Here is a 26,349-nt window from a genome sequence, read left to right as displayed (position 1 = left end):
CTAATTCCTCGTGATCGTTTCGCTCAAATTAAAAATGGCATGACAACAATCTGTAAGTGCTGCTAAAGGCGCCAGATCCCCTTGGTACTTGACTTCTTTCTTCCCTACTTTGAGCAAACGCTCCAGTGCAGCCTGATTATTTTGATAATGCTTTAAGCGCACAGCATAATATTGTTTTAAAAGCCTGAGCTCTTTTGGACTGGCCGTGCGTGATAAGACGCTTTGAAAAGCTAAGTCTATGGGCTTTGGACTGACAATGGATTGCTCGGCCAAACAACGTGCCGCCTCAATAAAAGTGGGATCATGTAGACTAACTAAGGCCTGCAAAGGAGTATTGGTTAATTCTCTTGAGACTGCGCAAACATCGCGACTCGGGGCATCAAAAACCGCCATCACAGGGTGTAGCGCTGCTCGACGCCAATAAGTGTATAAGCTCTTGCGATAGAGATCATCTCCATTAGCCTGCTTATAAGTTTCAGCATGTGATTTTGGCGCATTTAAGTCCTCCCAAACACCAGCAGCTTGATAAGGCATCACACTAGGGCCGCCCACTTTTTTATTCATCAGTCCACTCACGGCGAGGGCTTGATCACGGATCAGTTCAGCCGCTAAACGAAAGCTTGGGCCCCTTGCCAATAAGCGATTTTCAGGGTCCTCGATATTTTTACGAAAGCTAGAATCTTGGCGATAAGTGGCGGATAAAACAATTTTTCGAATGAGCTGATGTAGGTCCCAATTATTTTCGCGGAAATCTACCGCTAAGCTATCGAGTAAAGCTGGATGAGTGGGAGTATCGCCCTGAAGACCAAAATTATCGACACTCTTAACAATGCCGCGACCAAAAAATTGGTGCCAAATACGATTCACGGTGACGCGAGCAAAAAGAGGATTTTCTGGTGACTTTAACCACTTTGCGAGACCTAAACGATTTTTTTCGTAGCCTTTAAATGAAGCTAAGACCGCGGGAGTTTCCGCACTTACTTTTTCACCCGGTTTATCATAGAGGCCTTGCTGCAGAATGAAGGTATCACGTTTTTCATCCTTCATGATCATGACTCGTAAGGAGTTCTTTTCGCCATCTTTTGTTTTTATGGAGATAAATGGTGCCGCAGATTTTTGCTTACGCCCTGATTCTCCCGGCGCACCCTTTTCACTGGATTGGTTAAAAAAGGCATAGAGTGAATAATAATCTTTCATGGTGAGGGGATCATATTTATGATCGTGGCAACTGGTGCACTCCATGGTGAGGCCGAGAAACAAGGTGCCAAAGGTATGCGTTTTGTCCTTGGCATAATCAACGCGGTACTCTTCATCAATAATCCCTCCTTCAATGGAATAGCCGTGATTGCGGTTAAAACCCGTGGCTATGACTTGATCTTGGCTTGCTTTAGGAAATAAATCTCCTGCGACTTGCTCACTAACAAATTCATCCCAAGCTTTATTCTCGGCAAAGGCTTTAATCACCCAATCGCGCCAGGGCCACATCGTTCGAGCATTATCAAATTGGTAGCCATTGCTATCGGCATAACGCGCATTATCCATCCAAATATTGGTCATTCGTTCCGCGTAGTCAGAACTCTTAAGCAAGCGATCGACCACTTTTTCATAGGCCTTGGGCGACTGATCTTCAAGGAAGTCTTTTATTTGTGAGATTGTTGGTGGCAAGCCACTTATATCTTGTGAAACTCGGCGTAACCAAGTGCGTTTCTCTGCTTCTGGCGCAGGCTTTAATTCTCGTTTTTCTAATTGGGCGAGTACGTGAGTATCAATTTCATTCCTAGGCCAAGAAGTATTTTCAATCTCAGGCAAGGCCGCTTTTTCGGGAGCTTTGAATGACCAATGAATATCATATTTTGCGCCTTCCGCAATCCATTGACGGAGCAAGTCTTTTTCCTGTAAAGAAAGCTTTAGATGAGAATCCAAAGGAGGCATAATATCATCCTCATCATCGGTCATTATCCGTTCAATTAAAGAGGATTCTTCCGCATTGCCTGGAATCATTGCATAGCGCTTTGAGCTTGGCTTCTCTTTGGCTTTTAAACCTTGGCTCAAGCGCTTTGCTGTTTGAACTTGGTACTTCACTTCTCTCAAGTTTGCCAAGGCCCCTTCGGGAGTATCGAGGCGTAGGCCAGCTTTCCATTTCTCACCAAATTCACCGCCATCTGGACCATGACAGGCAAAGCAGCGATCAGATAAAATCGGGAGTATATCACGATTAAAATTTATTTCTTTGGCTATTAGATTACTACAGGATAATGCAGCAACAAACATGAGTCTTGTAAACATAGATTTTGGGCTCCGACTATAAGGTTATTTAAAATCTCTTTGTTATATATCCCGTGTTTTTAAGAGCGATTCCCACCTAGCGGCTAAAAAAATATTATTTTTCTAACATGCTTTGGTAATGAGTCTCTATTTCACGGGCGCTTAAAGGACGGTCATAGAGTGCGACTTCGTCAATACTACCGTGTAATTGCCAGGAGTTTTTATGAAAATCCATTTGACCAACAAAAAACTGATAAGCCTTATCTCCACTTCCTAGTTCATGTTGAACACTGTTGGCCAATTGGCCATTGACATAAATATCCAAACTATTTTTATTTTTAATGCAAACGAGATGGTACCAATGCTGCCCTTTGTAATCCTGATTGGCATAACAGTTGACTCCATAATTTCCCGATCTCGCAGGAAAACGTGAAGCAAACCAGAAATTAAAAGGACTGTGACGATTGAATGACTTTTGAGGAGTAAGCCCAAAATAGGCCAGGTGCTTAACTGTTTCATTATTTTTAGGTTTCCCTAGGGCCACGAGCGATGCCAGTGCCATCATATCTTTAGAGCGCTCTAGCGGCTTGACCCACATCTCAATAGAATGTCCTTGGCTATTGATGTTTTGAATGGGTTCATCAACAACAAAAGCCCCCTTTGTACCTTTATCGAAAACTAAGAAACCATTTTCTATTTTTGCTTTTCCCGTGAGTGCCCCTGAATAAGATGTGCTCATTTCGTTTGTAATGAGTTCTGTATCTTCAGTATTAAAGCGCCAGTACGCAATAGGGTCTGAATTATGTACGGCATCAACATAAGACTGATTTATATGCAGCGAAGCTTCTGGGCTTTCCGCAATACGAATAAAGTTTTTTGTATCTTTAAGAGTTTTAAGTGTACCACTCCTTGAATCTATGCTTACAGCATCTTTAGCATAGAGGTTGCTATGTTTTAAAGTGTTGCCATCCGGCCCCAACAAGGCCCCTACGACTTCGCCTTCGTAAACAAATATTTTACTTTCTCCCTGCTTATTAACATTAAGGGCAAACTCAGTACCTAAATCTGTAATAAGGGCTTTGGGTGCATCAATCGTAAAACCCTGTGCGGCTTCCGGAATACGAGCTGCCAACTGACCATAACTTAGAGTGGCAGAATCCTGGTCGTGCAATTTATATTCTGCGGGGCCAACAAGTTTAATTTCTGCGCCATTCTCATATTTTAGGTTTATCGATCCTTTCTGGATGATCAATACTTCTTCACCTATTGGGTCACCTACCTTAGCCTTTGCTTTACTCCATTTTATATCCTCTGAAAGCTTTAAAATATGCGCAAGAACACCAGGTGAACTACCATTCACCTCTTCCTTCATTGGCTGGTTACGGAGCACTAGGTAATTTATAGCGATAAAAGCAAGAAGAAAAGCCGCAACAAGCTGAAAGAGTCTTAAGCTCTTTTTGAGACGATCAAGCGTCTCAGGCAGATCTTCTTTGACTTGTGGTTTTAAATCAGAATAATGACTTAACAAGCTCGTATCCTGATGCATCTCCATATCAACTTGAGTCATACTGAGGTACATATTAAGAGCTTCGGGTGAATCTTGAAGCAGTTCATTAAGTTCCTTCATTTCTTCGGCTGAGATATTTTCATCAATCAAAGCAGAGATAAGATGCTGAGTACGTGTTTCGTCAAATTTTCTCATATTCCAGCCTCATCCTCACGAGTTTTTTCCATACATTTGAAGAGCTTAAAGCGAATACGCTCAAAAGCACGATAGATTTTTTTTCCTCTTTCTCCAAAGTGATCGTTAATACTTTTAATGGTCATCTTTTGATTATAGTGCATATCGACCAGCTCTTTTTCATTAAGTTCGAGCTGATTTGTACAAAATTTAAGAAAGTACTTCTGATCATTATTCTCACTTAACTTATCTTCACATTCTTTAGCAATGACTTTGAGTGTCGTCTTACAAAGGCGGTCAGATTTTTTTTGGCGATCGCGAAATTTCATCACCTCGAAATAAGCAAAGCGAAGCGCCCAGTAAATAAAGGCCTGTTTGGGGTCGTAGCTCTCAAATTTCCGCCAAAGAGCTGAAGAAGTTTCCTGAAGAATATCTTCCGTATCAGCATTGTTATGACAAAGCGAATAAATATACTGCCTTAAATCTGACTTATTTTGCCCCAGTAGCAGTGCAAATTTGTCATGTTGCTTGTTCATAAAACAATTCTCTGGTTTTTCATTAATTTGATTATAAAGCTTCCAATTAAATATTCCTGTATTTTAAAAGCTTTTCCCATCAAAATTTTAAAAATATAGATGTTTCACTACTTTTAATGAACTTTCCCTTGCGCTTGCGATACGCGCCATCATCACATTCAGCCATATTGAGACGAAATTTTTTCTTGCGATTGTGTTTATCAGGTCCGTGCAATGAAAATACCGACCAGATAAGATAGGAGAATAATGAAAAAAATCACTCAAAAAAGGAAAAAAATTCATTCATTGAAATATCCTAACAAAGGTATTTTCATAAGGCATCTAATTCTTGTACTAAATATGCGAAAATTATTGTTTTTTTATACTTTATTCCGCTAATTGATTATGAAAAGGGAAAATAAATACGAGCGCTTAAACAATGGAAGCTCTAAAAAAAACATTCTAAAACACTAATTCTTAAGAGGGTAATCCCTTAGAGAAATTACCTTAAAATCATTATCTTTTAAGTACTTCATGTAGGCTTTAAATTTTTCTGGACTTGTAGTCACCCAGGGGTGTTCTAAGTCGGGAACCCCGTGAAAAGTTAAAATGGGAATATGTTTGGCATCGGCTTGATCCACGGCCTTTTTAAATTGCTCCAAAGTACTTTTGGGTTTGGCATCAAAGGCCTGCGGCAAGAGCAATAAATTATCTTTTGCCACTTCGCTAGCCTTATCTCCACCCGCACGAGCAAAGCGATAGCCCTTTTCTTGCAAGACTTTTAAGGCCTTGGGCGCGGTGGCATATCCAGGGTAACAAAAGGAAATGGGCTTAGGAATGCCATGCTTTTTACATTGATTTTCTATATGCTCAAGCGATTTGCGCAATTGTTCTGCACTCATTTTTTTTACACTGCGGTGACTCTTGGTATGATTGCCGATCTCAAAGCCCTGATCATGGAGTTGTTTAATCTGCGCCCAAGTCATGTAGAGGTCTTTTCTCTTGTGGAAGGAAAAGCCCTCAGTGATAAAGAAAGTGGCATTAAAACCGTGTTTTTTTAGAAGTGGTGCGACAAATTCCGCCTGACTCTTGACCGAATCATCAAAAGTAAGCACCACGGTTTTTTCACTATCTTCCGCTGGAAGAACTAAGCTTAGCACCGTCATCATAAAAACACTGATCTTGAGTTTATTTTTCCTCAAGAAATAAGGCCCTGGACAACTTTGCAGGGGTCGACTCCCGTGAGTTTTTGATCGAGTCCCTGGAAGGGGAAGCTGAGTCGTGAATGATCGAGGCCGAGTTGCCATAACATCGTGGCATGAAGATCCGAAACCGAAACGGGTTTATCGACCACGTTATAAGAAAACTCATCTGTTTGACCATAAGAAATACCGGCTTTAACGCCACCACCAGCCATCCAAGCGGAGAAGCAACGTGGGTGATGATCACGACCATAGTTATCGCGATTGAGTTTACCTTGCCCATAGACGGTACGACCAAATTCACCTGCACAGACAATGAGGGTGTCTTCTAGCATGCCACGCTGCTTTAAATCTTTGATTAAGGCGGCGGCGGGCTGATCCACATCATAGCATTGACCCTTGATTTTCCCGGGTAAGCCCGAGTGATGATCCCAACCGCGATGAAAGAGTTGGATAAAACGCACATCACGTTCCGCCATGCGTCGTGCCAAAAGACAATTGCGCGCAAAAGAACCTTGCTTATGAACTTCAGGTCCATACATCTCCAAGGTGGCTTTTGATTCATGAGAGAGGTCGGTTAATTCGGGAACAGAAGATTGCATACGATAAGCCAATTCCTGCTGGGCCACCGTTGCTTGAATTTCCGGGTCACCAATGGCAGCAAACTGACCATTATTGAGTTGTCCTACGGCATCAAGTGAACTACGGCGAATACCTGCGGTCACTCCAGGAGGGTTCGAGAGGAACAATACGGGATCACCCGCTGCTTGCAAGGCAGTACCTTGGTGCTTTGAAGGCAAGAAACCATTGCCCCATAGACGACTATAGAGTGCCTGTACATTGCCGGTACCACCCGACCAAAAAGCTGAGGGCATGACCACGAATTCTGGAAGATCTTTATTCATTGAGCCCATACCATAACTCAACCATGAGCCCATACTCGGTTTCCCTGGCAATTCACTGCCGGTACAAAACATAGTTTTTCCTGGATCGTGATTGATAGATTTGGTATGCATTGATTTGATCATGCACAGGTCATCAACTGAATTTGCGAGATGAGGCATAAGTTCGCTCATCCAAGTACCGCTTTGTCCATGCTGAGAAAATTTGAACTTAGAGGGCTGGATCAACTGTTCCTTGCCTTTAGTCATTTGCGTCACGCGCTGACCATTGCTCACTGATGCAGGAAGTTTCGTATTGAATAATTTGTTCAAGCCAGGCTTGTGATCAAAGAGATCCAATTGACTTTGGCCGCCGGCCATAAAGAGGAAAATGACGCGTTTAGCTTTGGCTTTATGATGTAAACCCTTTTGTCCCGCATGAGCGTTTGGCGACATTAGAGAGGCGAGTCCAGCAGCGCCGAGTCCCATGCCACTTTGTTTCAAAAAACTACGGCGTGATAAAATATTATTATTTTCAAAAAAGTTCATAGCTCTACTCCCTCGTCTTCATTATATCAAGACTATATAGCGTATTGATAAGCATCGTCCAAGAAGCCAGTTCGATGCGCTCTTGTTGATTTTTAAGTTTTAAATCCTGGCATATTTTATTCGCTTGCTGTGGCTGACGCGTATAAGTCCTTCTCATCTTATTCACTAAGTCTTGAAGGATTTTTTGCTCGGATTTATTCGCGAGCTTAGAAGTCAAACGCTCATAAATAGCTTGGATCTTTTGCTGATCACTTAAGTTCTTTTTACTCATCATGGCTTGAGCGAGATGACGCTGAGATTTAAGGAATTCAGGTTCATTCATCAAGAGCAAGGCCTGCAAAGGTGTATTGGTACGTTCGCGACGAGCAATACAGGCTTCTCGTTCAGGTGCATTGAGGATACTCATTTGGGGAGGTGGCATACCACGCTTCCAAAAAGTATACATGCTACGGCGATAGATGGCATCACCCGAATCCGCGGCATACACTTTTGGATAGGAATAAGGCATTGAAACCGCTTTCCATAAACCCGCTGGCTGAGGGGGTTTCACACTGGCCCCATACATTTGCTGTGAAAGTAAGCCACTATTGACGAGGATTTGATCGCGAATCATTTCTGAATCCATACGGAAGCGCGAACCACGTGCCAATAGTCGATTCTCCGCATCAGCCTGAAAAGCTTCAGGTTTTGCTTTAGATGACTGACGATAGGCCTTTGATAAAACCATTTCTTTCATCAAGGCTTTTACATCCCAGCCCGATTCCATAAATGACACGCTTAAGTAATCCAATAACTTAGGATGGCTAGGAACTTCACCTTGAGCACCAAAGTCTTCGGAGGTTTTCACGAGACCCACGCCAAAGAGCTGTTGCCAAAAACGATTCACTGCAATTCTTGCCGTTAGCGGATGAGAATCAATTAACCAATTCGCAAGATCCATTCTCGAGGCAATATCACCCTGCTTTTTTAAGGGGGGTAAAAAGCCCGGTGTATTACGCTCTACCACTTCACCGAGTTGATCGTATTCACCGCGGAGTAAAATATGTGCTGGTCGAATATCCTTGCGCTCTTTCATGACCATGGCGCCACGACGATTATCTTCTGATTTGTTGGTGGTAAGAATCTTATTCCAAGGCTCTGCACCATGGGGCTTGAGTTCTACTGCAGCCTGCCATTTACCACCAACTTGCTGAGCCTTCCATGTTTTATCACTCACCAAAAAGAAGTCTCCTGCTTTAAGAGCAAAAATAAAACCACCTAGTTCACCAATATTGGCGGCTTCAACTGTGATCTCATTTTGACCAACTTTGAGATACTTTGCCACATCCTTTTGAGCTGGTTTATTCCATTGGTCTGACTTGGCGACTTCTTGGCCATTAATCATAAGTTTAAAGCTATTATCGCAAGTCGCCTGTAAGAAGGCTTTTTTAGGCTTTTCATTAATTGTAAAAGTTCTTTTGAAATTGGCTTTTTCTGTACCAATTTTTCCTTGTTTCCAGATCCAATAGGGATTTAGCTCAGTTTCTTTTTCATTAACTTTAGCACTCTTATCTTCTAAAAAGATGTAGGGTTTTTGTAAGCCCTTTTTAAAGTCGCCGCCTTTTCTTCCTCCTGTTTCAGCTCCACCATCGAAGTTATTAAAAAAGGCATAGAGGGCAAAGAAATCTTTTTGAGTAATGGGATCGTATTTGTGATCATGGCACACCGCACACTGAACTGTAAGTCCCATAAAGGCAGTTCCCACCGCAGTTACCCGGTCAATCACATTGCGCGTCAGACTCTCTTCCGGAGGAGCCGTACCCGCATCAATGATGAGGTGTAAGCGATTGAAACCCGAGGCCACGAGTTGATCTTGTGTCGGCTTTTTATAAAGATCCCCGGCTACTTGATAACGAACAAAATCATCGTAGTTCAAATTTTCATTGAAGGACTTGATCACCCAATCGCGATAAGGAGTCATGTCGCGGTAGTGATCGTGATGGCGGCCATTGGTATCGGCAAAACGCACCAAGTCGAGCCAGTACTTAGTCATGTGCTCGCCATATTGCGGTTTTGCAATCAAACGATCGACTAATTTTTCATAGGCCTGAGTACTAGAATCGTTCAGGAATTGCTTGATTTCTTCTGGTGTGGGAGGAAGTCCCGTAAGGTCAAAACTAAGGCGTCGAATCAAAGTTCTTTTATCTGCTTCTTGCGAGGGCCCGTGATTATTTTTTTCTAAGATCGCTAAAATATATTGATCAATCTCGCTCTTTCCCCAATTAGTTTTAGTCTTCGCCGGAGCGACTTTTTCCGCGGGTGAGAAGGCCCAAAAATCTTCGTATTTAGCGCCCTCTTCGATCCATTGCTTAATAAGCGCCTTTTCATCTTTACTAAGCTGCTTTTTATGGGAGTCCAAAGGCGGCATGACGTCATCCTCATCATCAGTAATAATACGTTGCCAAACTGAACTTTTTTCTAAATCACCAGGTACAATACCATAACGTTTTTTTCTCAAGCGGTAGGCACCATCATCCCCCTCAGCTATATCCAAACGCAAATCTTTCTTACGGTCGTGCTTATCCGGCCCATGACAATGAAAACAGCGATCCGATAAAATCGGCCGTATATCCTGATTAAAGTTAATCTCTTTTGCTTGAGCAAGAGTGAGTAAACAAAAGCTTATTAATAAAAAACGATTCATTGAAAACCCTTAAATTTCATTCATTGAAAATACTTAACTAAGTAATTCCTCTTTTAATCTAAAATCTTGTGCTATTTCGTCAGAAAATATTGTTTTATGATATTTTTCAGTGATTTTATAGAGAACCTAAGCCGTACTCAGATGCTAATACTTTAATAAAGTTTGACTGTGATAGCAAGGTTTATGTATTGAATTTCGTCTGAAATTCACATGCTTATGACTATAATCCGGCAAGGAATTATATATGAGATAAATACCTTTAATTTGACTCTTAGATTCAATCTATGTTTCCGCCCTATTAACCATTTTTAAGTTTGCGAGCAAGTGATCATGAAATCACTTTAAGTCGATACGAGTATAAGGACTCGATAGGTAAGTCTCTAATTTACGCCCCTTAAAGCTCAAGCTTTTCTTGTGCGTACTAAAGAAATCTATTTGCTGCGATCCTTCAGTGATTTTGATCTTGGCTAACCAAATACCCTTTTGATCATTATATTCCATCACCACTTGATTTTCACTAGGGAAGGCTTCACTCAAGTACGCTTCACTTCCATCGGGCGCCCTATTATACATCCAAAATACCTCCCCTGTTTCCACCTTAGATCCTTCGGGAAATTGGACTTCAATTTGTAGGTAAGCGCCCTCTTTCTTAGTTGTGACTTGTGGTGACTCTAACAAGCTCTCAATTTCAGACGCAAAAAAATGACGGAGTAGAAAAGCCGTTTTATTAGCTTGCCCACGAAATTGTGATTTATCTCCACCCTTGCCGTGTCCGGTATTAGCCTTCAAGTAAATAGGGAGTTGAGGATAATTCTTGCCGACATATGCCATATCATAGGCCACAAAATCATGTGTCCCTGGATGAAAACTGAGTTCCACTCCACGTTTCTTAAGTATTTCGAAATGCTTCGCAGGAAAAATCTGATCCGCAAGCTCATTTGCTAGTGACTTTAAGTCTTGCCAAGTGGCTCCTGCGGCTAAGGCTGCTTCGTTATAACGAGGCCCATGAGTTCCTCCCAAAAAGGGATGCATCCCCGATTGCTTACTTCTCTTATTAGTTTGACTGGGGTGATGTTTATTATACTCCCGTAAATCTGCCCATGCTTTTTCATCGCATAAGCGCAACGGGGATTCTGATATGGGTGACACCGTAGCATGTACCGCGCTAATACGCTCATCATGTATCACGGCTACAGAAGGAGTCGCTCCATTCTTAGATCCTCCAGAGCAAGCCACCTGACCCTTTTCAAAATAATCTTCTTCAGCATAAGCCGCGGTAATACTTCGCATGAGACTAGCTGGCCAAGCCCAGTACTGCACCGAGTAATGTGAATTGAGTGTCTTGCTAAACAAGGCCTCACTCTGCTGGGATAATTCACGCTGACCCCAAGAATCTAATTTTTGAACAATCGTATAGACCAAGCCCACACCACCCTGGATCAAGTCGGCTTCTACTCCACGTAAGCGTGCATCATTATTGATCGATTTTAAATTATTCCCCCCTGTTAAATGAAAGCCCTTCGCCTTTTGCCCCACTGGAACGATAAAGCGTACCGGTACGCGATAATCTTTACCTGGGATAAATTCCCCAACCTTGATCGTAATTAATTTTTGTCGAGTCTTAATCTTGCCTGGCACCACATACCAATCCTTCAGCACCTCAACTTCTAGCGTACTCGCATCCCTCATGGCGGCCATATCGAAAAGTTTAACTTCAGCAAGAAGGCTGTAGCTACAGATAAAATACATTATTACTATGACTTGTTTCATTCAGATTCCTTAGGTTCATTACACAATTATAGGCCTTAGATATAACAAAAAGTGCTCGCCCATACAGTGAGTTCTTTTTATGGGCTAAGTAGTGTAGACTATTAACGAATTGAAAATGTATTTGTTATAAGAAAAAACAATTTTGTTCAACAATAGCTATTTTAATTTTCTGCCTTTCACAAAAAACCAATCCATAGATCATGGCCTAATTGTAATACGCTTCCCAAACAAGCAAGTTGACATGTGAAAATATTTTTTACGATAAACTATAAAGTGTGGCAAAACCTGGGAGCTCCGCATTCCAATGCGGATGATGAATATTAGTTTATGATTTTAATGCCTCCGGCGGGCGGATAAAAATATAGGGGGCTCCGCACCAGTCGCCGGGTCAAGGGCTGCTGCCATACAGGCGGATAAAAAGCATTTGCCCATACGGCAGTATCTTGGTGGGAGTGTGAGCGACTCGTCCCTCATTTAGTCAAACTTGGGGCTCCGCCCCAGTATAAACACCTCCGGTGGCCGAGGAGCCCTCGGGGCCCTACTAAAAAAGGTAGTAGCACTTAAGTTCCAAACCTCTTTTTAGCTCAATAGGTGATCATGCAAGATTTCACTCATGGGACTTACTTGGCTTTGCGGAAAATCTTTGAAAAACTTGCTCGACGAAACGCCCTTGGCAAAGGGGTAATCTTCTTGCTTAAAAGAGATCAAATCTTGCCCGCAAAGAGAGTTGATTTCTTGAACCACATCTTTGATCGAGAGTGACTCACCTGGGACATTATATATCTCAAACTTATCACTCGGCTCTAAAAGAACGACTTTGCAAAACTTGCCCACATCACCGCTATAGGTAAAAGCGTACGTGCCGCTAAAAGGGATACAGAATGAGTGCCCTGCCCCCGCCTCCTTCAAGGCTGTGCTTAAACCAGCCGTGGAGCCTTCGCTGCCTCGAGTCGGTCCATAAATAATTTGCGGTCGCAGCACCGTGGCTTTGATGCCATAGCTATGAGCATAAGATTCAACTAGGACTTCACCTGCGAGTTTTGTTGCCGTATAGAGGTTCAAGGCTTCGCTAGGCGAATTTTCATCGGGAAAACTGTCATCTTCAGGCACTTTATAAACCGCCGCAGTACTGATGAATACAAAGTGTTCTACTTTGCCATATTCGCGGACGGCCTCCAAGACATTAGTCGTACCATTGATATTGATTTCTACTGCTTGTCTGGGCTGATCTTTGCATTGCGAGGTTCGCAAAGCGGCGGTATGTAAAACATGACTCACTGAATATTTTTCTAATAACTTAAGGATTGATTCGCTATCTAAAATATCTCCCTGTTCATAAATCACCCCATCAATGGCATTAACCGGCGATTTACCCCGTGCAACGGAAATCACTTTTACATCTTCATCTCTCAGCAAAGCCTTGGCTGTCTCTTCACCTACACAGCCCGAGCCGCCAATAATCATAAGTGTTCTTTTCATTTTATTTCTCCTTCTTTTCCACAAGATGAATACGCCCAATCCACGGCCTTATTCACTAAATTTGCTTTTACGGTATTATGGTGAATATAATCTATTGTAGCATAATAATGCCTTTCATCGCGAATAAAACGATCCCAATACTCCCGCTGCCAAAAAGACTTGCCTTCTTTTAATAGCCCTGGGTGGAATCCTGCTGGGAGCTCCGATTTGCAATCGGCTCTATATAAATGTCTTATGGACTTGGTCGACGCCCTCTTCCACGATTTTACTAAATCTCCCATACTCCAGCCTTCGTAAGTTTTAATCAAGAGATGTACATGATTCGGCATCACCACATAGGCAATAAGATCATAACGTTCTGTATCAAAAAACCTCCAGCCTTCGACAAGAATTGCGGCTGTACGAGAATCTTTTAATAAGCATGAACCGTATCCACTATCTAGGTACTTTTCGATGATTTTGCGTTTGTCCATTGCCCTTTTATCATCTTTTGATAATGCGATTGCAAATCGGCGCTCCCAGCAAGGTCATTTTCTAAGTTTAAAAGAACTTCTTGGGGCAAGCTATCCGCAAGACGATAGCTAATCATCTGATACTTGCCTTCTACATCGTAATGGGGCAAATAACCTCGACTATGCCAAGCTTCACTATTGTTAAATCCCTCACGCATTTATTTCTCTTTTAAAGGGCTCTTGATTAATGCCGATTGCAAATTGGCGCTCCCAGACTTTAAAATATACTAAGGCGACCGCTTCTTTCATACAAGAATCTGGAACTGTATATAGAGCTTTTATATAGCTCTGATTCCATTCTAGAAATAAGTTTCACCGCCTTTACTTCTCTATAAATTTTAACTGCGGCCTAAGATTTGTTTTTTGGATGCGTTCAATTGATTCGCGCAGGTATTGAGCTTTTTGCATACTGAGCTTTTTGGGAAAACCTTCTTCTTGTTTTTCAAAGTAGTCAATAATATCATTCATTTTAGCGATTTCTTTTTGTGCATGAGCCCCATAGGATTCAACATATTTAATCAAAACAAGGATGCGTTTTTGACTGCCATGCTTTTTTTGATTTTTGATGTAGTCCACTGTTAATGGCAGTCCATCAGCAACTTTATGAGTCACTAGTAGCTTCAAGCCCGCCGTACGAATACCATCGGCAAACATGATCCCACTCGGTGCGGGCTCTTCTATAGCATCGAGAATAGCTGGCAGTAAGGGTTCGAGTTCCTCGAATTCTAAGTTTTCGTAAACGCTACTAATTGCACCTCGTGCACGACCATCATCATTTTTCAGTCCTATTTTAACGGCTTCAAGAAGATCTTTTTTATCCACACCATCAAGGAATTTTCCCAACAAGCCACCTCGCTTATTAAACAAGGCAAAACAGAGGTAGCGCTGAAGCATTCCACGCGGGTCACCGGAGGATTGCTCAGCAAACATTTCTAGCATCCGTGGCACCGCTTTCATCGAGGGCTGACCAATAGCGGCTAATGCATCCGCTGCTTTAATCCTTAACCACAAATCTGGATAATCGAGCCATTTAATGAGCTGAGGCACCGCGTCTTTTGCCTGGCCTTTCATTTGGATGATCAGTTCACAGGCTCCTAAAGCAGAATAAAGATCATTTGAATCCAAGAGTTCAAAGTAAGGCTTTAAATCTTTTGGCTTTCTTTTGGCTAATGCTTCCGCTGCACGGATTCGCATCACTGGTGACCAATTGCTCAATGCTAAAACGAGAGCCTTATCACTTCGCCCATTGAGATACTCATGTTTATTTTTCAAAGTCCATCCACGCCCAAGTGCCACTATTGCTTCTGCATTCGCAGTTGATATTTGCTCGACAAGATCGCTTTTTTTTCCTGTTAAGTAAATATTGCGATTTCCCTGTGCATAGGCTAAGACCATGACACCGCTTGTGTCCCAATTTCGATAGGAATCTTTTTTATCTTGGGGGGCTCCTTGATGAATAAAACTACCATCCCAACGACGTGCTAAATCATAATACCAAGAATACTCACGCATCCACGCCCCACTTGCTTGAGGTCCCGAGAGTGCCACGCCCGGCAGCGCCCACTGAATATTAAAGAAATTACCCGTATGACCCATTTCTCTCTCATCTGAGTGTGTTGCCACACTCATACGAGAAAAATATCCCGCGGCTTCTTTATCACCCAAAAGATTAAACAACACCGCTGCCATGCCATTTTTCCCATTATCATCATGCGTTTGAGTCCAGGGATGATGATCACCATAGGGAATCGCTCCCTTACCCACATAGAATCGCAAGAGTTTAGTACTTTTTTCAATCGCTTGATCGAACTTGGCATCTTTCACCCCCGCCTTTCTAGCCAAGACAAGTGAGAGCGTTAAAGGCAGGCCAGGAGCATTCATCATGCCGTAACCCCGTAGTCGACCATTAGGATCCACAAAGCGATGTCCCCAAGAACCCACAGGACTCTGCCCATTAACTATCTCCAAAGCAATTCGTTTAAGATCTTTGAGGTAGCGTTTGTCTCCTGTGGCCAACGTATATTCGGCAATCAAACTAGTGACCGGTCCATAAAACCATGAGTAATAACTATTCGTACGTATCCCCTGATATTTTGCGGCTTCCGCAACTTCTTTTTTTATCAGGGATAAATAACGACGATCACCACTAGCAAGCAGCGCCAAAGTATTAGCGGAACGAACGATCCAATTCGATCTATTCTTATTTTTCTTTAAATTTTTAGCAATGTTCTCACAAGCTTGTTTAAAAATCATCTCTGACTTTGTACAAGTAAAAGGGCTCGTCGCTGAATACTTACCCAAAACTTTAAGTTTTAAGTTGATACTCGCAATTTTATTTTGCCTCCAGATTAATAAAGCTAGGATTCCATTTCTAGCTTCTGCCTGAGTGATGGCTCGGCCCAAAGTTCTTCTGGGGTCATCCTGAAATTTGCTTTTCCCTATACCGATAATTACATCACCGACAAGTAAAATTTTATAAGCTGGAGAAGATTTCTCGACAGATGTAACATAAATCTGTCGAGCTTCAGAAGTCGAATACTTATCACTATAGATCCAGCCTCGCGCCCCCGTCGGCCCCAAGTTCCAGTCTTTGGCATCACGTGCAGGTACTGCTCCTCCTTGAGTTAAATCGGGAATAGCCGCATCAAGTAAAATCGGTATAAACAAGAGTAATAATAATTTTTTCATAAGTTCAGACTCCCTTACTTATCTTGTATCGAATACAGTTTTTGAGCAAAAGCCTCACCAATCAAGGCCATTGTCTTAGCGCAACCTAGGTAATGATAGCCCGCATTAGACGCTCCACGAGCAAAGAGTGCATCTTCTTCTTTTGAAATGAGTTTAGCTCGATAATCCACTAAGAACTGCTTTTGTTCTTGAGTGCTCATCTTGCCCTCTTTATTAGCATGGTTTTTATTCTTTGTTCTCAGCAAATAAGCCATTTGGCGAATTTTGCTGCGCTTCTCATCTATAGCACCCAGCTTATCATCCCAGAAGGCCGCGGTTTCTACTGCGGTGACATTGCCTTTAAATTCCGGATAGCTTGACGGCGCTATCATCGCTTGCCTAAAATCTGCCTGCTTTGAATTACTTATACCACCCACGCCCATCACACCAATACAAACAGGCAATTGAGGTACATTTAAATCTTTGCGAATATCGCGAATCAAGTGGGTTAAATTCTCACTATAGGAATCAAAGCGATTGCCCTGTCCTCCTTTTTTGAGGTAGGGGTAAACATCGCGCGTTACCATATCATTCCAGCCCTGAAACCACACAAAGCCCGCTAGTTCATAGCCCTGCTTTGAATTGTACTGGGGGTAAACTCGCTTAATATCCTTTAAGACTTCATTCACATGACTGATCATCAATCTGTAGTAATGACCTGTTTCTTTCTCCAATTGTTTCTGCTGTTCGCTCGTGGCATAACGCTTTTTTTTGATGTCCATTTCGTTAGGAACATAGGGCCCAGCACTCGGTGAACGAAAATCTTTGAATAGAGATTTACCGCCCCAAGCAGTTTTAATAATGAGCACTGGTTCATTCAAGAGCTTATGCATGGTGATGCCAAAAGTGAATTCGGGGCCAATCTTATCCTCGGATACAAGCGGATTCCTTCTAGCGCCATAACCTGCCGTCAAAGAACCAAAGGATTTAGCATTATTTTCGTTAGTTCCCGTGAAGTTAGAAATATAAACATCTTCACATACTTTGATTTTACCTTGCTTATCATGCATGCTTTTATAGAGACCCATAGACTTGGGATCTTCTTTCATGTAATCAAGAACCGAAACTTTGGCATGGCCCTGCATATTGGATTGCCCCGCCAAAATATAAACTTTAAGTGGCTTGGCTTGAAGCCCCCAAGTCACTAAAAATAAACTCAACAATACAAATATTTTTTTCATAGCGCTCCCTATTTTTGAGTTATTAATTCAATCATATTTGAGTGAATTTCATGAATCTTTATGCTCAAGATTTTGAAGAATTTTATCAAAATCATTTTTAAATAAACGATCTTGAACAATACGGTATTTCTCAAACTCTGTTTCCGCATGGCCTTTCGCTATAGCAGTCGATATCTTACCACTATCCAAAAGCACATCACGATCGTCAAATTCTAAAAATAGATCTAAACGTTTAGCCCAATCCTCCATGGTCATAGGAATCTTTCTCTTAGCCCGGTCTTCAGCCAATTCTAAATAGGCATTAACAATGCGACCCAATGAGTCTAACTCATCTTTAAGTAAATAATTTTTAGCAACTGAAACATCAGATTTTAAAATTTTTCCCTCCGGTGCCTTTTTCCAACTATTCAGCCCCATGAAATCTTTTTCACTATCGGCGCGACCTATAATCAATTCAGCTGCGGTATAGCCGTGAATCGCATAATGAAGTTTATTCTGAACTTTTGCGAAAAACTCACGTGTCGTGGGAGCCTCTTTGTTATAATCCATACTCGTTGTGTATATATCGGTGATTTTCTGATAAAAGCGGCGTTCACTAAGACGAATCTCTCGGATTTCTTCTAAGAGTTCTTCAAAATAATCATCTCCTAAAAACGATCCATTCTCCATCCGCTTTTTATCAATCACATAACCCTTAATAGCAAAATCTCTTAATACTTGTGTTGCCCATTGGCGAAATTGAGTTGCTCGTACTGAATTGACTCGATATCCCACCGAAATTATCGCATCTAAGTTATAAAACTCTATATTGCGAGAAACCTCACGAGTGCCCTCTAATTGAGCTATCCGGAATTTCCGGATAGTTGACTCTGAGCTCAGCTCTTCTTGTAAATAAATATTTTTTAAGTGTTCATTCACCGTGCGCACATCAACTTCAAAGAGCTGAGACATTAACTTTTGCGATAACCAAATTGTCTCATCTTCGTAACGTGCCTCAATATGCTCTTCGCCACTCTGCTGACTAAAAGTTAAAAACTCTGCCGTACTATTACGAATAAACTTTTTCTTTTTCCCATCCATGAGTCCACTCCTTCACATTCAAACATGCTTATTTGGCATTAAGAATGCCATTGTATCTCTATTATATACCCGCGGCTCTCGGCAAAGTCCAATGATTTTTCATATTAGTTTCGAATCGAGGTCGAGATGATCTTTCTGACTCTCTGCATTATCCTCCACCTTTGGTGGAATATACTGAAAAATCTTTGCCCGTACCTTTTTTTCCTGTGTGGCAACACCCTCCGGTGGTCGGGGAGCCCGTAATGGTAGGGAACTTAAGCAAATCTAAGGTTAAAATTAAGCGCGGGCGCGAAGTGACTAGCGTTGGGATTCCTAAGGGTGGTCTTCGCCAGACGGGCAATAACTTTTTTGCCTGTGTGGTAGCCCCTTCGGTGTTCGGGGAGGCCCCGCGGGCATACTAAAGCATCTTATTTGAGCTTAAAAAAGCTTAAGTTCCCGTTCATAGCAATCCGATCAAGCTGAGGCGTCTCAATCACATCAGCCCCGTAGCAGCCAATGTCCGAGTACCCCATATCATCAACCATAACAATGACAAAATCAGGTCGCTCCCTAGAAAATAATGCGGAAAAGTTTAAAGAAAAAATATTAATGCTGCAATAACTACTTTCATAAAAAAAGGCCTCTATTAAATGTTTCTTACCATGGACTTGTTTCGAATGATGCAATTGACATAATTGTTTCAAATTTTCATTTATTTGCGATCATAAGTTCGCTATGGCAAGAAGTACGATTGGCCTCTGACTTCCTCTATTTACCCTGATTTTCAGATGCTTGTAGTTTTAAATAAGCTGCAGTAAAGCGTTTGCCGATCTCTTTCTGTGCTTCCTTACTAAAGTGCACCTGATCACCAATGGTCTCTGTAATATCACGAGCGTCAACACATGCAGTATTCTTCCTTTTGGAAGGAAGACTTAGGAGTATTTTATTAATCTCTTCAGTACGAGCAAACCTTTTCTTATCGAGAAAGCTGCCAATTGTACAAGCAATAAATGGTAATTCAGGATTATTTAAATCTTTCCTGTAACGATCAACTAAACTCAGCAGGTTTTTTTCATAAGATAAGTAACGGCCATCATCTCTTGCATCAGATTCACCCTGCAGCCATAAGATGGCTTTGATTTCTGTTTTAAGCGGTGACTTTTTTTGCGCATCGGATAAAAGCTCCAAGGAGCGAGTATACACTCTCCCCTCTTCTTTGTAGAGATTAATTCCTGCACCACCTACGGCCGCAGGAACAAAAGCCGCGGAAAAATTTGGATCTTTTCAAACAAGGTTTTGGCAAAGCTCATGGCCGGGCCAGTTCCTGCCTTATCTTTACCATCAAGCAGGTCTGGAACTCCCTGAGCATGCAAAGGATCGCGACTTATGTACCAGGAGCGCTGTTTTGAATGAAAAAACACATTCCTATTATTCGTTTCTGGCTTCATCTCTATAGCACCGCGCCCCTTCATATTAGATTGCCCCACAAGTAGAAAAATATCCATGCTTTCATCTTTAGAAAAGACAGAGAAATCAACTTCATTTAAAGGTTGTTGTTTAGCTCCACCTTGTGAGCCTTGCGCAAATAGATGTTCAAAACTTACTGCACATAGAAGAGCAAGTACTGTGACTTTTATAAATTTATAGTTCATTATTTTCACCCTTTTTGTCTACAGAGCTTTGGACTCAAGTTCTTTGCGAGCTTGAACTTGCCACTTTTTACCATATTTCTTTTTGAATTCTTGTAGAGCTTTGTACTCACTTGAATCTACCATACCATCGCCATTTTTATCCATAAAAGTAAAGACCCATTCTAAGCCCGGTCGTTCTTTGTTCCATTGCGCTTGGGAAGCCCAGGTATTCTTTTTTATATTCCCTTTAGACTTAGCCTTGGACTCCTTAATTTGTTTCTTGGGCGCTTCGAACTCAAGTTCAGTTACTTTAGCTTGATCATCATGAAGAAGACGAAGACGAAGACGATCAAATTTTATTTGCTGTTTCGGTACTTTTGAAACGAAACGAATAATTTTGAGTCCAGACTCGTCGAAACGAATGACGCCAAGCGCTTGTGTTTTTATTGATTTTGACGCTTCAAATTGAGCTAATTTTTTCATTGGATAGCCTTTATCAGATTGAGTCGCTTCGTTCTTGACATCATCTACCTGTACTAAAAAACTACCACTAGCGGCCATATCAGTTTCGAGGCGATAGGTCCCGGGTATTTGCAGGTCTAAAACAAAATCTATATAGCTGCCCTTTCCCGCGTAGAGGTCTGCATAAATCATTTTACCGCCGGAAGCATGGGCATCCGTTCTGGAGTAATGACAATTACCACGGAGTTTATAATCAGCCGAAGTCTGCGCCGGAATTGCTTCCGCTTCAATCCAGCCGTCTTGGGGGATTTCCGGATAAGAAAATGACAGGTGTTTTTCCATCTTTTTTATAAGAGGCAAATATTCCGGATTGGCGGCAAGGTTCTTAAATTCGTGTGGATCAGAAGACAGCTTATACAATTCCGTTTCACCTGTAGCCAGTCGGGTCATGCGGTAGTCATTTGAGAGAATTGATTCGAAAAACACGCCGTCCATCTGACAAGTCATTTGTACCGGCTTATCCCAGTCCATTGCTGGATTCTTGAGCAATGCTAGTAAACTATTGCCATCGAGCTTTTGGGGTGGATTCGGTAGGCCAAGCAAGTCAATTAGAGTTGGGTAGAGGTCTAAGAGCGAAACCGCTTTATTGCACATCACGCCTTTTGGTAAATCAGGCCCCGCAATAATAAAGTTACTACGTGAGGAATCATACCAGGGTTTAATTTTAGACCAAGCATTTTTCTCGCCAAGCATATAACCGTGGTCACTCCACAGCACCACATAACCCGTCTCTGCATGGGGACTAGCGTACCAGGCATCTAGTAGGCGTCCGACCTGCTCGTCGGCAAAAGTTACACTAGCCAAATAGGCGCGCACGAACTGTTTATCATAGCCCTTTTCTACCAGATTTTCGTGGTATCCTTTACCAAACTTGGCCTCAAATCCAGCGAGCAACTTGAAGCGTTCCGGCAGATCATCTAGGTCATCACTACGTGCTTCTGGTAGCTGTAAACTTTCAAGCGGGTATTTATCGAAATACTGCTGCGGTACAATCCACGGAACGTGGGGACGATAAATGCCCACCGAAAGCAATAGCGGGTCGTCATTCGATTGGATTTTTTCAATGCCTGCACTCGCCGCTCGGTAGTCCGCCATTTCAGTAAGAGGTACATCGGCCACATCCCAAATGGCCGAGGAATTGAGTTTGATGCCGACGCCTTTAACTTTGGTCACCTTTTTGGTGGATGGAATGTAGGTATCAAACTCGGGTTTATCTCCTTTGTGGAAATTCTTGGCTATGCCAATGCTTTTCCAGCCATTTTGTGAAAAGAGCTTAGGAATAGTGACAGCTTTCGACCCCGAATAAAAACGCCAAGGCCGACGACCATTATCATTGGAAATATTGCCGGAACGCCAGGGGGCAATACCGGTAAAAAATGCCGGACGCGAGGGCACACAGGACGGTGAGGCGCAAATGGCCTTACTAAAAGTTAGCCCCCGCTCTGCTAGGCGCTTAATATTGGGAGTGATAGCTTGCGGATGCCCTTTTAAGACTTCGTTCCAATCATTCCAGTCATCCACATTAATCAGCAAGACACTGGGTTTCTCGGCAGCCAACAAATACAGATTCGTAAAGAATAACAGAGTCCAATATACTCGTTTTTTCATTTGTCTCTCTCAATAGTTAGCAAGGCACTATCAATGAGCTTGAGTGCACTTGTTATAGTTTCATCGGGGTAATAGGCTTCCCAGCGTTCTTCTTGCTCATCGTATTTTGAGTAGCCCATGAGTTCGAGCACTTGAAAAGCCGTGGGGTATTTGTTATCGATCTCGACTTTATAGATGAGGCTGGGTTGATCCTTGTAAGACTTATTGCCATCCCCTGGCTGGTTGACTTCTATCACTAAATAAAAGGCTTCTTTATTTCTTTCGGGTAAGATATAATCACGGGCATCGAAGGAGCTATTGGGAGTCGCCCCGCTGACAGCCAAAACTTCTCCATCGTTTTCGTCTGCTTCTTTTTTGGCTTTCTCGTACTCCTTCACTTTCCAGGACCAGTATGGCAACTCTTCAGTTTTTTGCGTACTATGCAAAGTTTTGATATGATAAGACGATTGATTCTGTAACCAAATGGCCATTTCAGGAGGGGCCTGAGTTTGATAGCCTTTGCCGGCTCTCACTTCCAATTTAAGCTTAAACTTAGGAGTCGGGGTATAATGATAAATCATGCCATTATCATTCATCGCAAAGCGATCTTGAGCTGCTCCCAAATTATTACTTAAGCCAAGAATTGCCTGCACTGGCTTAGGTTGCCAAATAAACAGGCTTGTAAGAAGCGCTGTGATGCCAAAAGTCAGGGCTAAGTTTTTCCCCTGGAAGCTTTTCTTCAAGCCCTTAAAATTATGCTTCACATGCAGGTATATGAGCAGGATAAAGAAGAAGCCCATCAATGAATGCAGGCCAGTAGTTTTGAGTGAAAAGGGCCTAAAATAAGCCATCAATCCCGAAATCACCATCACGAGAAAAGTACTGGCTACCAAGAGATTGACGAGCTGTTTTTTATTTTTCAAATATGGATCCTATTTTGAGCTACTAGCTTAAATCTTAATTTTTTCTTTAATAGGAGAAACTTCCAAACCATCTACAATGACAAAGCCTTCAGTTCCTGCATTGGAGATCACAACTTTCGCCGCATCTTGGATATCAAATTGACCAAGTACATAGCCACCATCATCACTCTTTTGTTGATTGACTTGGAGCTCTTTAATTTGATCGCCAATGCTTACGTTCACTGGTACATTATTGGCGCGGGTCTCGTGCGCACTATAAAAGAGTTTAATGGAATATTTACCGGGCTTATCAACTTTAATATTGAAACTTAAAGAATTTTCACCCTTGGCCTGATTGTTGTCATGCAGGTAGCTCGAACCAATGGCAGGAGTAGAATTACTGCTTTTTTTCCAAGAACCTATCGCATGAGCTGCCCCCGCATCCACTAAAAGTCTATTGCCATTTAAGGTCTGCGTTTTGGCTTCTTGTTCCTTAGCTTTAGCTTCTTTAGGTTCAGCTTTAGCACTTTTGAGTTCACCGATCACAATCGCATTATGCTTAATGAGTTCTTTGCGAGTTTCATCCAAATCAACTTCACCTGGACTCTTACCCTGTCTAGCAGCAAGTACCGCAGTGACTGCAGTCGCTTGCCCCATGGCCATGCATGTCGCCTGTACACGAGCAGCAGAATTAGCTAAACGATCACTAGAAACTGAACGCCCTGCCACCATGATATTTTTGGAGCCTTTGGGAATTAGGCATGATCTAGGAATGGTGGGAAATACACCGGGCTTTAATTTTTTGGGTTTGACGCCATGTGCATCATGCAGGTCAATGGGATAGAATGAATAACAGAGTGAGTCTTTAAAGACACGTCCACTGGTATAATCATTGACTGTGAGAACTCTTTCCCCTTTAATACGGTAAGTTTCTCGACTAGCCGTCTCGGTCATCATGCGATCGATACTGGCCTTTTCACCACCCGGAATTGTTTTTAGAAACTTGAGCATGCGCAAAATCGACTTTCTCCCCGCAAGGTTGGTTTGCGTTTGCGTTGCTGCAGTAGATGAATCCGCACCAAAGATATGATTGACATTTCCACGCGTACTATTGATGGCTTGAAAAGCATTACCGCTCCAGGTGTCACCTTTTTTAAGTCGACCTTCCTTAATCGCTTGCTTATACATCTGCTGAATCTTTGATTTATTCTTGTTGACCACAGCTCGGTCAAAGCCCTTGTAGATAACAACATGAGTCCCCGGCTGACGTTCCTCACCACGCATGCGTTCCATACCGAGCATTCCCGCCACCGTTGCACCACCAGTACAATCGATAATTTGCTTACAGCGCAATTGGTAACGCACCCCCTGACCTACTACGTCAACTAGCCAACCATCGCTTGTTTGAGTAACTTTTTCGGGGAATTGATAATAAGCCAAGGACACACCTGCATCGAGGCAGGCTTCTTCGGCTAAAAGTGAATAGAGCTGAGCATTGATATCTACATGATAATAAACATGACTTTTATTGGCCACAGAGAAATCTTGAAGTGGCTTACAATCTATTTCCCGCGATTTTTTTATGAGTTCCCAGCCAATACCGGAAATGACTTGCTTACCCCAAGCGTGGAAAAGTCCGGGGAAGCAAACGCCACCAGTCGTGGTCGTCCCACCCAGTTGTGGACCACGCTCAAGTAGAACTGTTTTAGCACCCATGCGCCCTGCTTGAATAGCCGCTACATGACCGGCTGAACCACCGCCGACAACTAATACATCCACATCCAGCATATCCGGACTTTCTGCACTGGGAGTGGGAAGATTTTTAGCCTCCGCTTTAAATACTAAGCCAGACGATGCGAGAATTGCAGTACCTGCAATTTGAGCTTTGAAAAATTGACGACGATCCATAGTGATTCCTTTTAATTCTAATCAATAAAAATAAAGAATTTATGAGCTCTTTGAAGACAGACCTTAGTCTTGGCCAAGGACCTTCTTAATTCATAAACTTCTCTGTGCATTTAATTCTTAGCTCTGTATTATCTGGAACTAAGAAAATCTTACAGCAAAATTTAATTTTTTGACTTATTCCTGAATCCGTGAGCTGGCTTTGTAATAATCTCGTAGGGATTTTGGTTTCAGAACTTTACAACTTTTTGCAGGAATACCCGTAGGTCTTTTGAAAAAAGTTGTAAGTCAATGAAGGCGAAAGATCAAGAGGATTAACTTAATGTAGCTCACGGATTCAGGTTATTCTTTAGTTTCCGTCTTATTCCTACATCCATGAGTAAAATAAAGTTAATCTTCTTGTTTTTTGTCTTAAGACTAGAGAAGCTATTTTACAAAAAAAGGACTTATTATTGACTTTTATTAAAAAAGGGTGGCAGGTTTTTATTTTAAGCAAATTAGTATATAAGAAAGCAAGCTAAGAGAATTTTATTATGGACCAGAACACAGAACTTAAAGAGGCTGATTTTTTGAAGCTTTTTTTAAAGCACGAAAATGCCCTGCGCGTCTTTGCTAGGAGCATCTTGCCGAGCTGGAGAAATGTCGACGATGTTTTACAGGAGGCTAGCATCGTGATGTGGGAAAAACTCGATCAACTCGATGGCGAAGAAGGCTTTTTCCCCTGGGGAAAAACAATTATCCGTTTCAAATGCATGAATTTGATGCAAAAGAAAACCAATATCATTTTGATTTATGCCGATGACCTCGGCAAAGGAATGTTAAGTCACTATGGACAAAAACACCTGACAACGCCAAATATCGACTCTATAGCTCAACAGGGCATGGAGTTTAAACGCTACTATGGCAGCGCCTATTGTGCTCCCGCTCGTTATACTTTGCTCACCGGAATGCACGATGGTCACAAAGGTACCGGTCAGCACCCTGAATTGCTAAAAAACTCATTGCCATTTTTAATCAACAGAAAGACAAAGAAAGAAGCCAATCGTACTTCTTGCCATAGTAAGATTTTGATCGCAAATGAATGAGAATTTGAAACAATTGTGTCAATTGCATTATTCGAGACAATTCTATTATAGAACACGATTACCCACAATAAAGGGCATGATGCGACCCATACGAGATGGACGCTGTCCCCTCGAGCTCCCCTGCAAGGTGCTCGCCGCACGGGCATATACTTTTTGTTTGCCTGTCTGGCAAGATCCTTGACCAGGCGATTAGGGGCTTTGTCCCGCTTTATG

Annotated in this window: 19 protein-coding genes; 1 reads left to right on the top strand and 18 read right to left on the bottom strand. The window is 42.2% G+C overall.

Annotated features, from left to right (window positions below; translation table 11 throughout):
* The 18 genes from PQO03_RS05120 to PQO03_RS05035 all read right to left on the bottom strand — a co-directional run bounded on the left by PQO03_RS05120 (position 1) and on the right by PQO03_RS05035 (position 25,054).
* Positions 1-2,286 carry a PSD1 and planctomycete cytochrome C domain-containing protein gene (locus PQO03_RS05120; protein WP_274151650.1) on the bottom strand — a complete coding sequence of 762 codons (2,286 nt, stop codon included), beginning with the start codon at positions 2,284-2,286 and terminating at the stop codon, positions 1-3.
* Between the two features lie 94 nt (positions 2,287-2,380).
* Entirely contained in the window at positions 2,381-3,967 is a 1,587-nt protein-coding gene (locus PQO03_RS05115; RefSeq protein ID WP_274151649.1) for a LamG-like jellyroll fold domain-containing protein, read from the bottom strand.
* Positions 3,964-4,482 carry a sigma-70 family RNA polymerase sigma factor gene (locus PQO03_RS05110; protein ID WP_274151648.1) on the bottom strand — a complete coding sequence of 173 codons (519 nt, stop codon included), beginning with the start codon at positions 4,480-4,482 and terminating at the stop codon, positions 3,964-3,966. The genes PQO03_RS05115 and PQO03_RS05110 overlap by 4 nt, the downstream gene beginning before the upstream one ends.
* Positions 4,483-4,931: 449 nt before the next feature.
* Positions 4,932-5,663, bottom strand: a complete 732-nt coding sequence (locus tag PQO03_RS05105; protein WP_274151647.1) for a polysaccharide deacetylase family protein — start codon at positions 5,661-5,663, stop codon at positions 4,932-4,934.
* Positions 5,660-7,093, bottom strand: coding sequence for a DUF1501 domain-containing protein (locus PQO03_RS05100; protein WP_274151646.1), 1,434 nt, complete (start codon positions 7,091-7,093; stop codon positions 5,660-5,662). Before PQO03_RS05100 ends, PQO03_RS05105 begins: the two co-directional genes overlap by 4 nt.
* Positions 7,094-7,097: 4 nt before the next feature.
* Entirely contained in the window at positions 7,098-9,776 is a 2,679-nt protein-coding gene (locus PQO03_RS05095; protein ID WP_274151645.1) for a DUF1553 domain-containing protein, read from the bottom strand.
* Between the two features lie 336 nt (positions 9,777-10,112).
* On the bottom strand, positions 10,113-11,546 hold the full coding sequence (locus tag PQO03_RS05090; protein ID WP_274151644.1) for a hypothetical protein: 1,434 nt from the start codon (positions 11,544-11,546) through the stop codon (positions 10,113-10,115).
* A 579-nt stretch (positions 11,547-12,125) separates the two neighbouring features.
* The gene (locus PQO03_RS05085) at positions 12,126-13,025 is read right to left on the bottom strand and encodes an NAD-dependent epimerase/dehydratase family protein (RefSeq protein WP_274151643.1); all 900 of its coding nucleotides are present in this window, start codon (positions 13,023-13,025) and stop codon (positions 12,126-12,128) included.
* Positions 13,022-13,498, bottom strand: coding sequence for an REP-associated tyrosine transposase (locus tag PQO03_RS05080; protein ID WP_274151642.1), 477 nt, complete (start codon positions 13,496-13,498; stop codon positions 13,022-13,024). Before PQO03_RS05080 ends, PQO03_RS05085 begins: the two co-directional genes overlap by 4 nt.
* The gene (locus PQO03_RS05075) at positions 13,465-13,695 is read right to left on the bottom strand and encodes a hypothetical protein (protein ID WP_274151641.1); all 231 of its coding nucleotides are present in this window, start codon (positions 13,693-13,695) and stop codon (positions 13,465-13,467) included. The genes PQO03_RS05080 and PQO03_RS05075 overlap by 34 nt, the downstream gene beginning before the upstream one ends.
* 163 nt (positions 13,696-13,858) lie before the next feature.
* Positions 13,859-16,225, bottom strand: coding sequence for a DUF6288 domain-containing protein (locus tag PQO03_RS05070; RefSeq protein ID WP_274151640.1), 2,367 nt, complete (start codon positions 16,223-16,225; stop codon positions 13,859-13,861).
* A gap of 14 nt (positions 16,226-16,239) precedes the next feature.
* The gene (locus PQO03_RS05065; protein WP_274151638.1) at positions 16,240-17,445 is read right to left on the bottom strand and encodes a sialate O-acetylesterase; all 1,206 of its coding nucleotides are present in this window, start codon (positions 17,443-17,445) and stop codon (positions 16,240-16,242) included.
* Positions 17,446-17,493: 48 nt separating this feature from the next.
* Positions 17,494-18,525, bottom strand: a complete 1,032-nt coding sequence (locus tag PQO03_RS05060; RefSeq protein ID WP_274151637.1) for a virulence RhuM family protein — start codon at positions 18,523-18,525, stop codon at positions 17,494-17,496.
* Positions 18,526-19,272: 747 nt separating this feature from the next.
* Positions 19,273-19,734 carry a sialate O-acetylesterase gene (locus PQO03_RS05055; protein ID WP_274151812.1) on the bottom strand — a complete coding sequence of 154 codons (462 nt, stop codon included), beginning with the start codon at positions 19,732-19,734 and terminating at the stop codon, positions 19,273-19,275.
* 11 nt (positions 19,735-19,745) lie between these two features.
* On the bottom strand, positions 19,746-20,156 hold the full coding sequence (locus PQO03_RS05050) for a sialate O-acetylesterase (RefSeq protein ID WP_274151635.1): 411 nt from the start codon (positions 20,154-20,156) through the stop codon (positions 19,746-19,748).
* Between the two features lie 18 nt (positions 20,157-20,174).
* Positions 20,175-22,265 carry a sulfatase-like hydrolase/transferase gene (locus PQO03_RS05045; RefSeq protein WP_274151634.1) on the bottom strand — a complete coding sequence of 697 codons (2,091 nt, stop codon included), beginning with the start codon at positions 22,263-22,265 and terminating at the stop codon, positions 20,175-20,177.
* A complete protein-coding gene (locus PQO03_RS05040; protein ID WP_274151633.1) occupies positions 22,262-23,167 on the bottom strand; it encodes a DUF4405 domain-containing protein in 906 nt (301 codons plus the stop codon). Before PQO03_RS05040 ends, PQO03_RS05045 begins: the two co-directional genes overlap by 4 nt.
* Positions 23,168-23,194: 27 nt before the next feature.
* Positions 23,195-25,054, bottom strand: coding sequence for an FAD-dependent oxidoreductase (locus PQO03_RS05035; protein ID WP_274151631.1), 1,860 nt, complete (start codon positions 25,052-25,054; stop codon positions 23,195-23,197).
* Positions 25,055-25,584: 530 nt separating this feature from the next.
* On the opposite strand from PQO03_RS05035, the gene PQO03_RS05030 reads away from it, so the two are divergent.
* Positions 25,585-26,136 carry a sulfatase-like hydrolase/transferase gene (locus tag PQO03_RS05030; RefSeq protein ID WP_274151630.1) on the top strand — a complete coding sequence of 184 codons (552 nt, stop codon included), beginning with the start codon at positions 25,585-25,587 and terminating at the stop codon, positions 26,134-26,136.
* Positions 26,137-26,349 lie beyond the last annotated feature (213 nt).

The sequence above is a fragment of the Lentisphaera profundi genome (assembly GCF_028728065.1).
Lineage (GTDB): Bacteria > Verrucomicrobiota > Lentisphaeria > Lentisphaerales > Lentisphaeraceae > Lentisphaera > Lentisphaera profundi.
The sequence above is the reverse complement of the archived record's forward strand: the minus strand, read 5'-3'. Positions and strand labels throughout refer to the sequence as shown.

What these genes read in the sequence shown, in the direction of transcription:
- PQO03_RS05045 (WP_274151634.1), bottom strand. Translation starts at nt 22,265, where the DNA reads ATGAAAAAACGAGTATATTGGACTCTGTTATTCTTTACGAATCTGTAT.
- PQO03_RS05120 (WP_274151650.1), bottom strand. Translation starts at nt 2,286, where the DNA reads ATGTTTACAAGACTCATGTTTGTTGCTGCATTATCCTGTAGTAATCTA.
- PQO03_RS05070 (WP_274151640.1), bottom strand. Translation starts at nt 16,225, where the DNA reads ATGAAAAAATTATTATTACTCTTGTTTATACCGATTTTACTTGATGCG.
- PQO03_RS05035 (WP_274151631.1), bottom strand. Translation starts at nt 25,054, where the DNA reads ATGGATCGTCGTCAATTTTTCAAAGCTCAAATTGCAGGTACTGCAATT.
- PQO03_RS05030 (WP_274151630.1), top strand. Translation starts at nt 25,585, where the DNA reads ATGGACCAGAACACAGAACTTAAAGAGGCTGATTTTTTGAAGCTTTTT.
- PQO03_RS05065 (WP_274151638.1), bottom strand. Translation starts at nt 17,445, where the DNA reads ATGAAAAAAATATTTGTATTGTTGAGTTTATTTTTAGTGACTTGGGGG.
- PQO03_RS05085 (WP_274151643.1), bottom strand. Translation starts at nt 13,025, where the DNA reads ATGAAAAGAACACTTATGATTATTGGCGGCTCGGGCTGTGTAGGTGAA.
- PQO03_RS05060 (WP_274151637.1), bottom strand. Translation starts at nt 18,525, where the DNA reads ATGGATGGGAAAAAGAAAAAGTTTATTCGTAATAGTACGGCAGAGTTT.
- PQO03_RS05095 (WP_274151645.1), bottom strand. Translation starts at nt 9,776, where the DNA reads ATGAATCGTTTTTTATTAATAAGCTTTTGTTTACTCACTCTTGCTCAA.
- PQO03_RS05115 (WP_274151649.1), bottom strand. Translation starts at nt 3,967, where the DNA reads ATGAGAAAATTTGACGAAACACGTACTCAGCATCTTATCTCTGCTTTG.
- PQO03_RS05080 (WP_274151642.1), bottom strand. Translation starts at nt 13,498, where the DNA reads ATGGACAAACGCAAAATCATCGAAAAGTACCTAGATAGTGGATACGGT.
- PQO03_RS05100 (WP_274151646.1), bottom strand. Translation starts at nt 7,093, where the DNA reads ATGAACTTTTTTGAAAATAATAATATTTTATCACGCCGTAGTTTTTTG.
- PQO03_RS05075 (WP_274151641.1), bottom strand. Translation starts at nt 13,695, where the DNA reads ATGCGTGAGGGATTTAACAATAGTGAAGCTTGGCATAGTCGAGGTTAT.
- PQO03_RS05090 (WP_274151644.1), bottom strand. Translation starts at nt 11,546, where the DNA reads ATGAAACAAGTCATAGTAATAATGTATTTTATCTGTAGCTACAGCCTT.
- PQO03_RS05110 (WP_274151648.1), bottom strand. Translation starts at nt 4,482, where the DNA reads ATGAACAAGCAACATGACAAATTTGCACTGCTACTGGGGCAAAATAAG.
- PQO03_RS05050 (WP_274151635.1), bottom strand. Translation starts at nt 20,156, where the DNA reads ATGAACTATAAATTTATAAAAGTCACAGTACTTGCTCTTCTATGTGCA.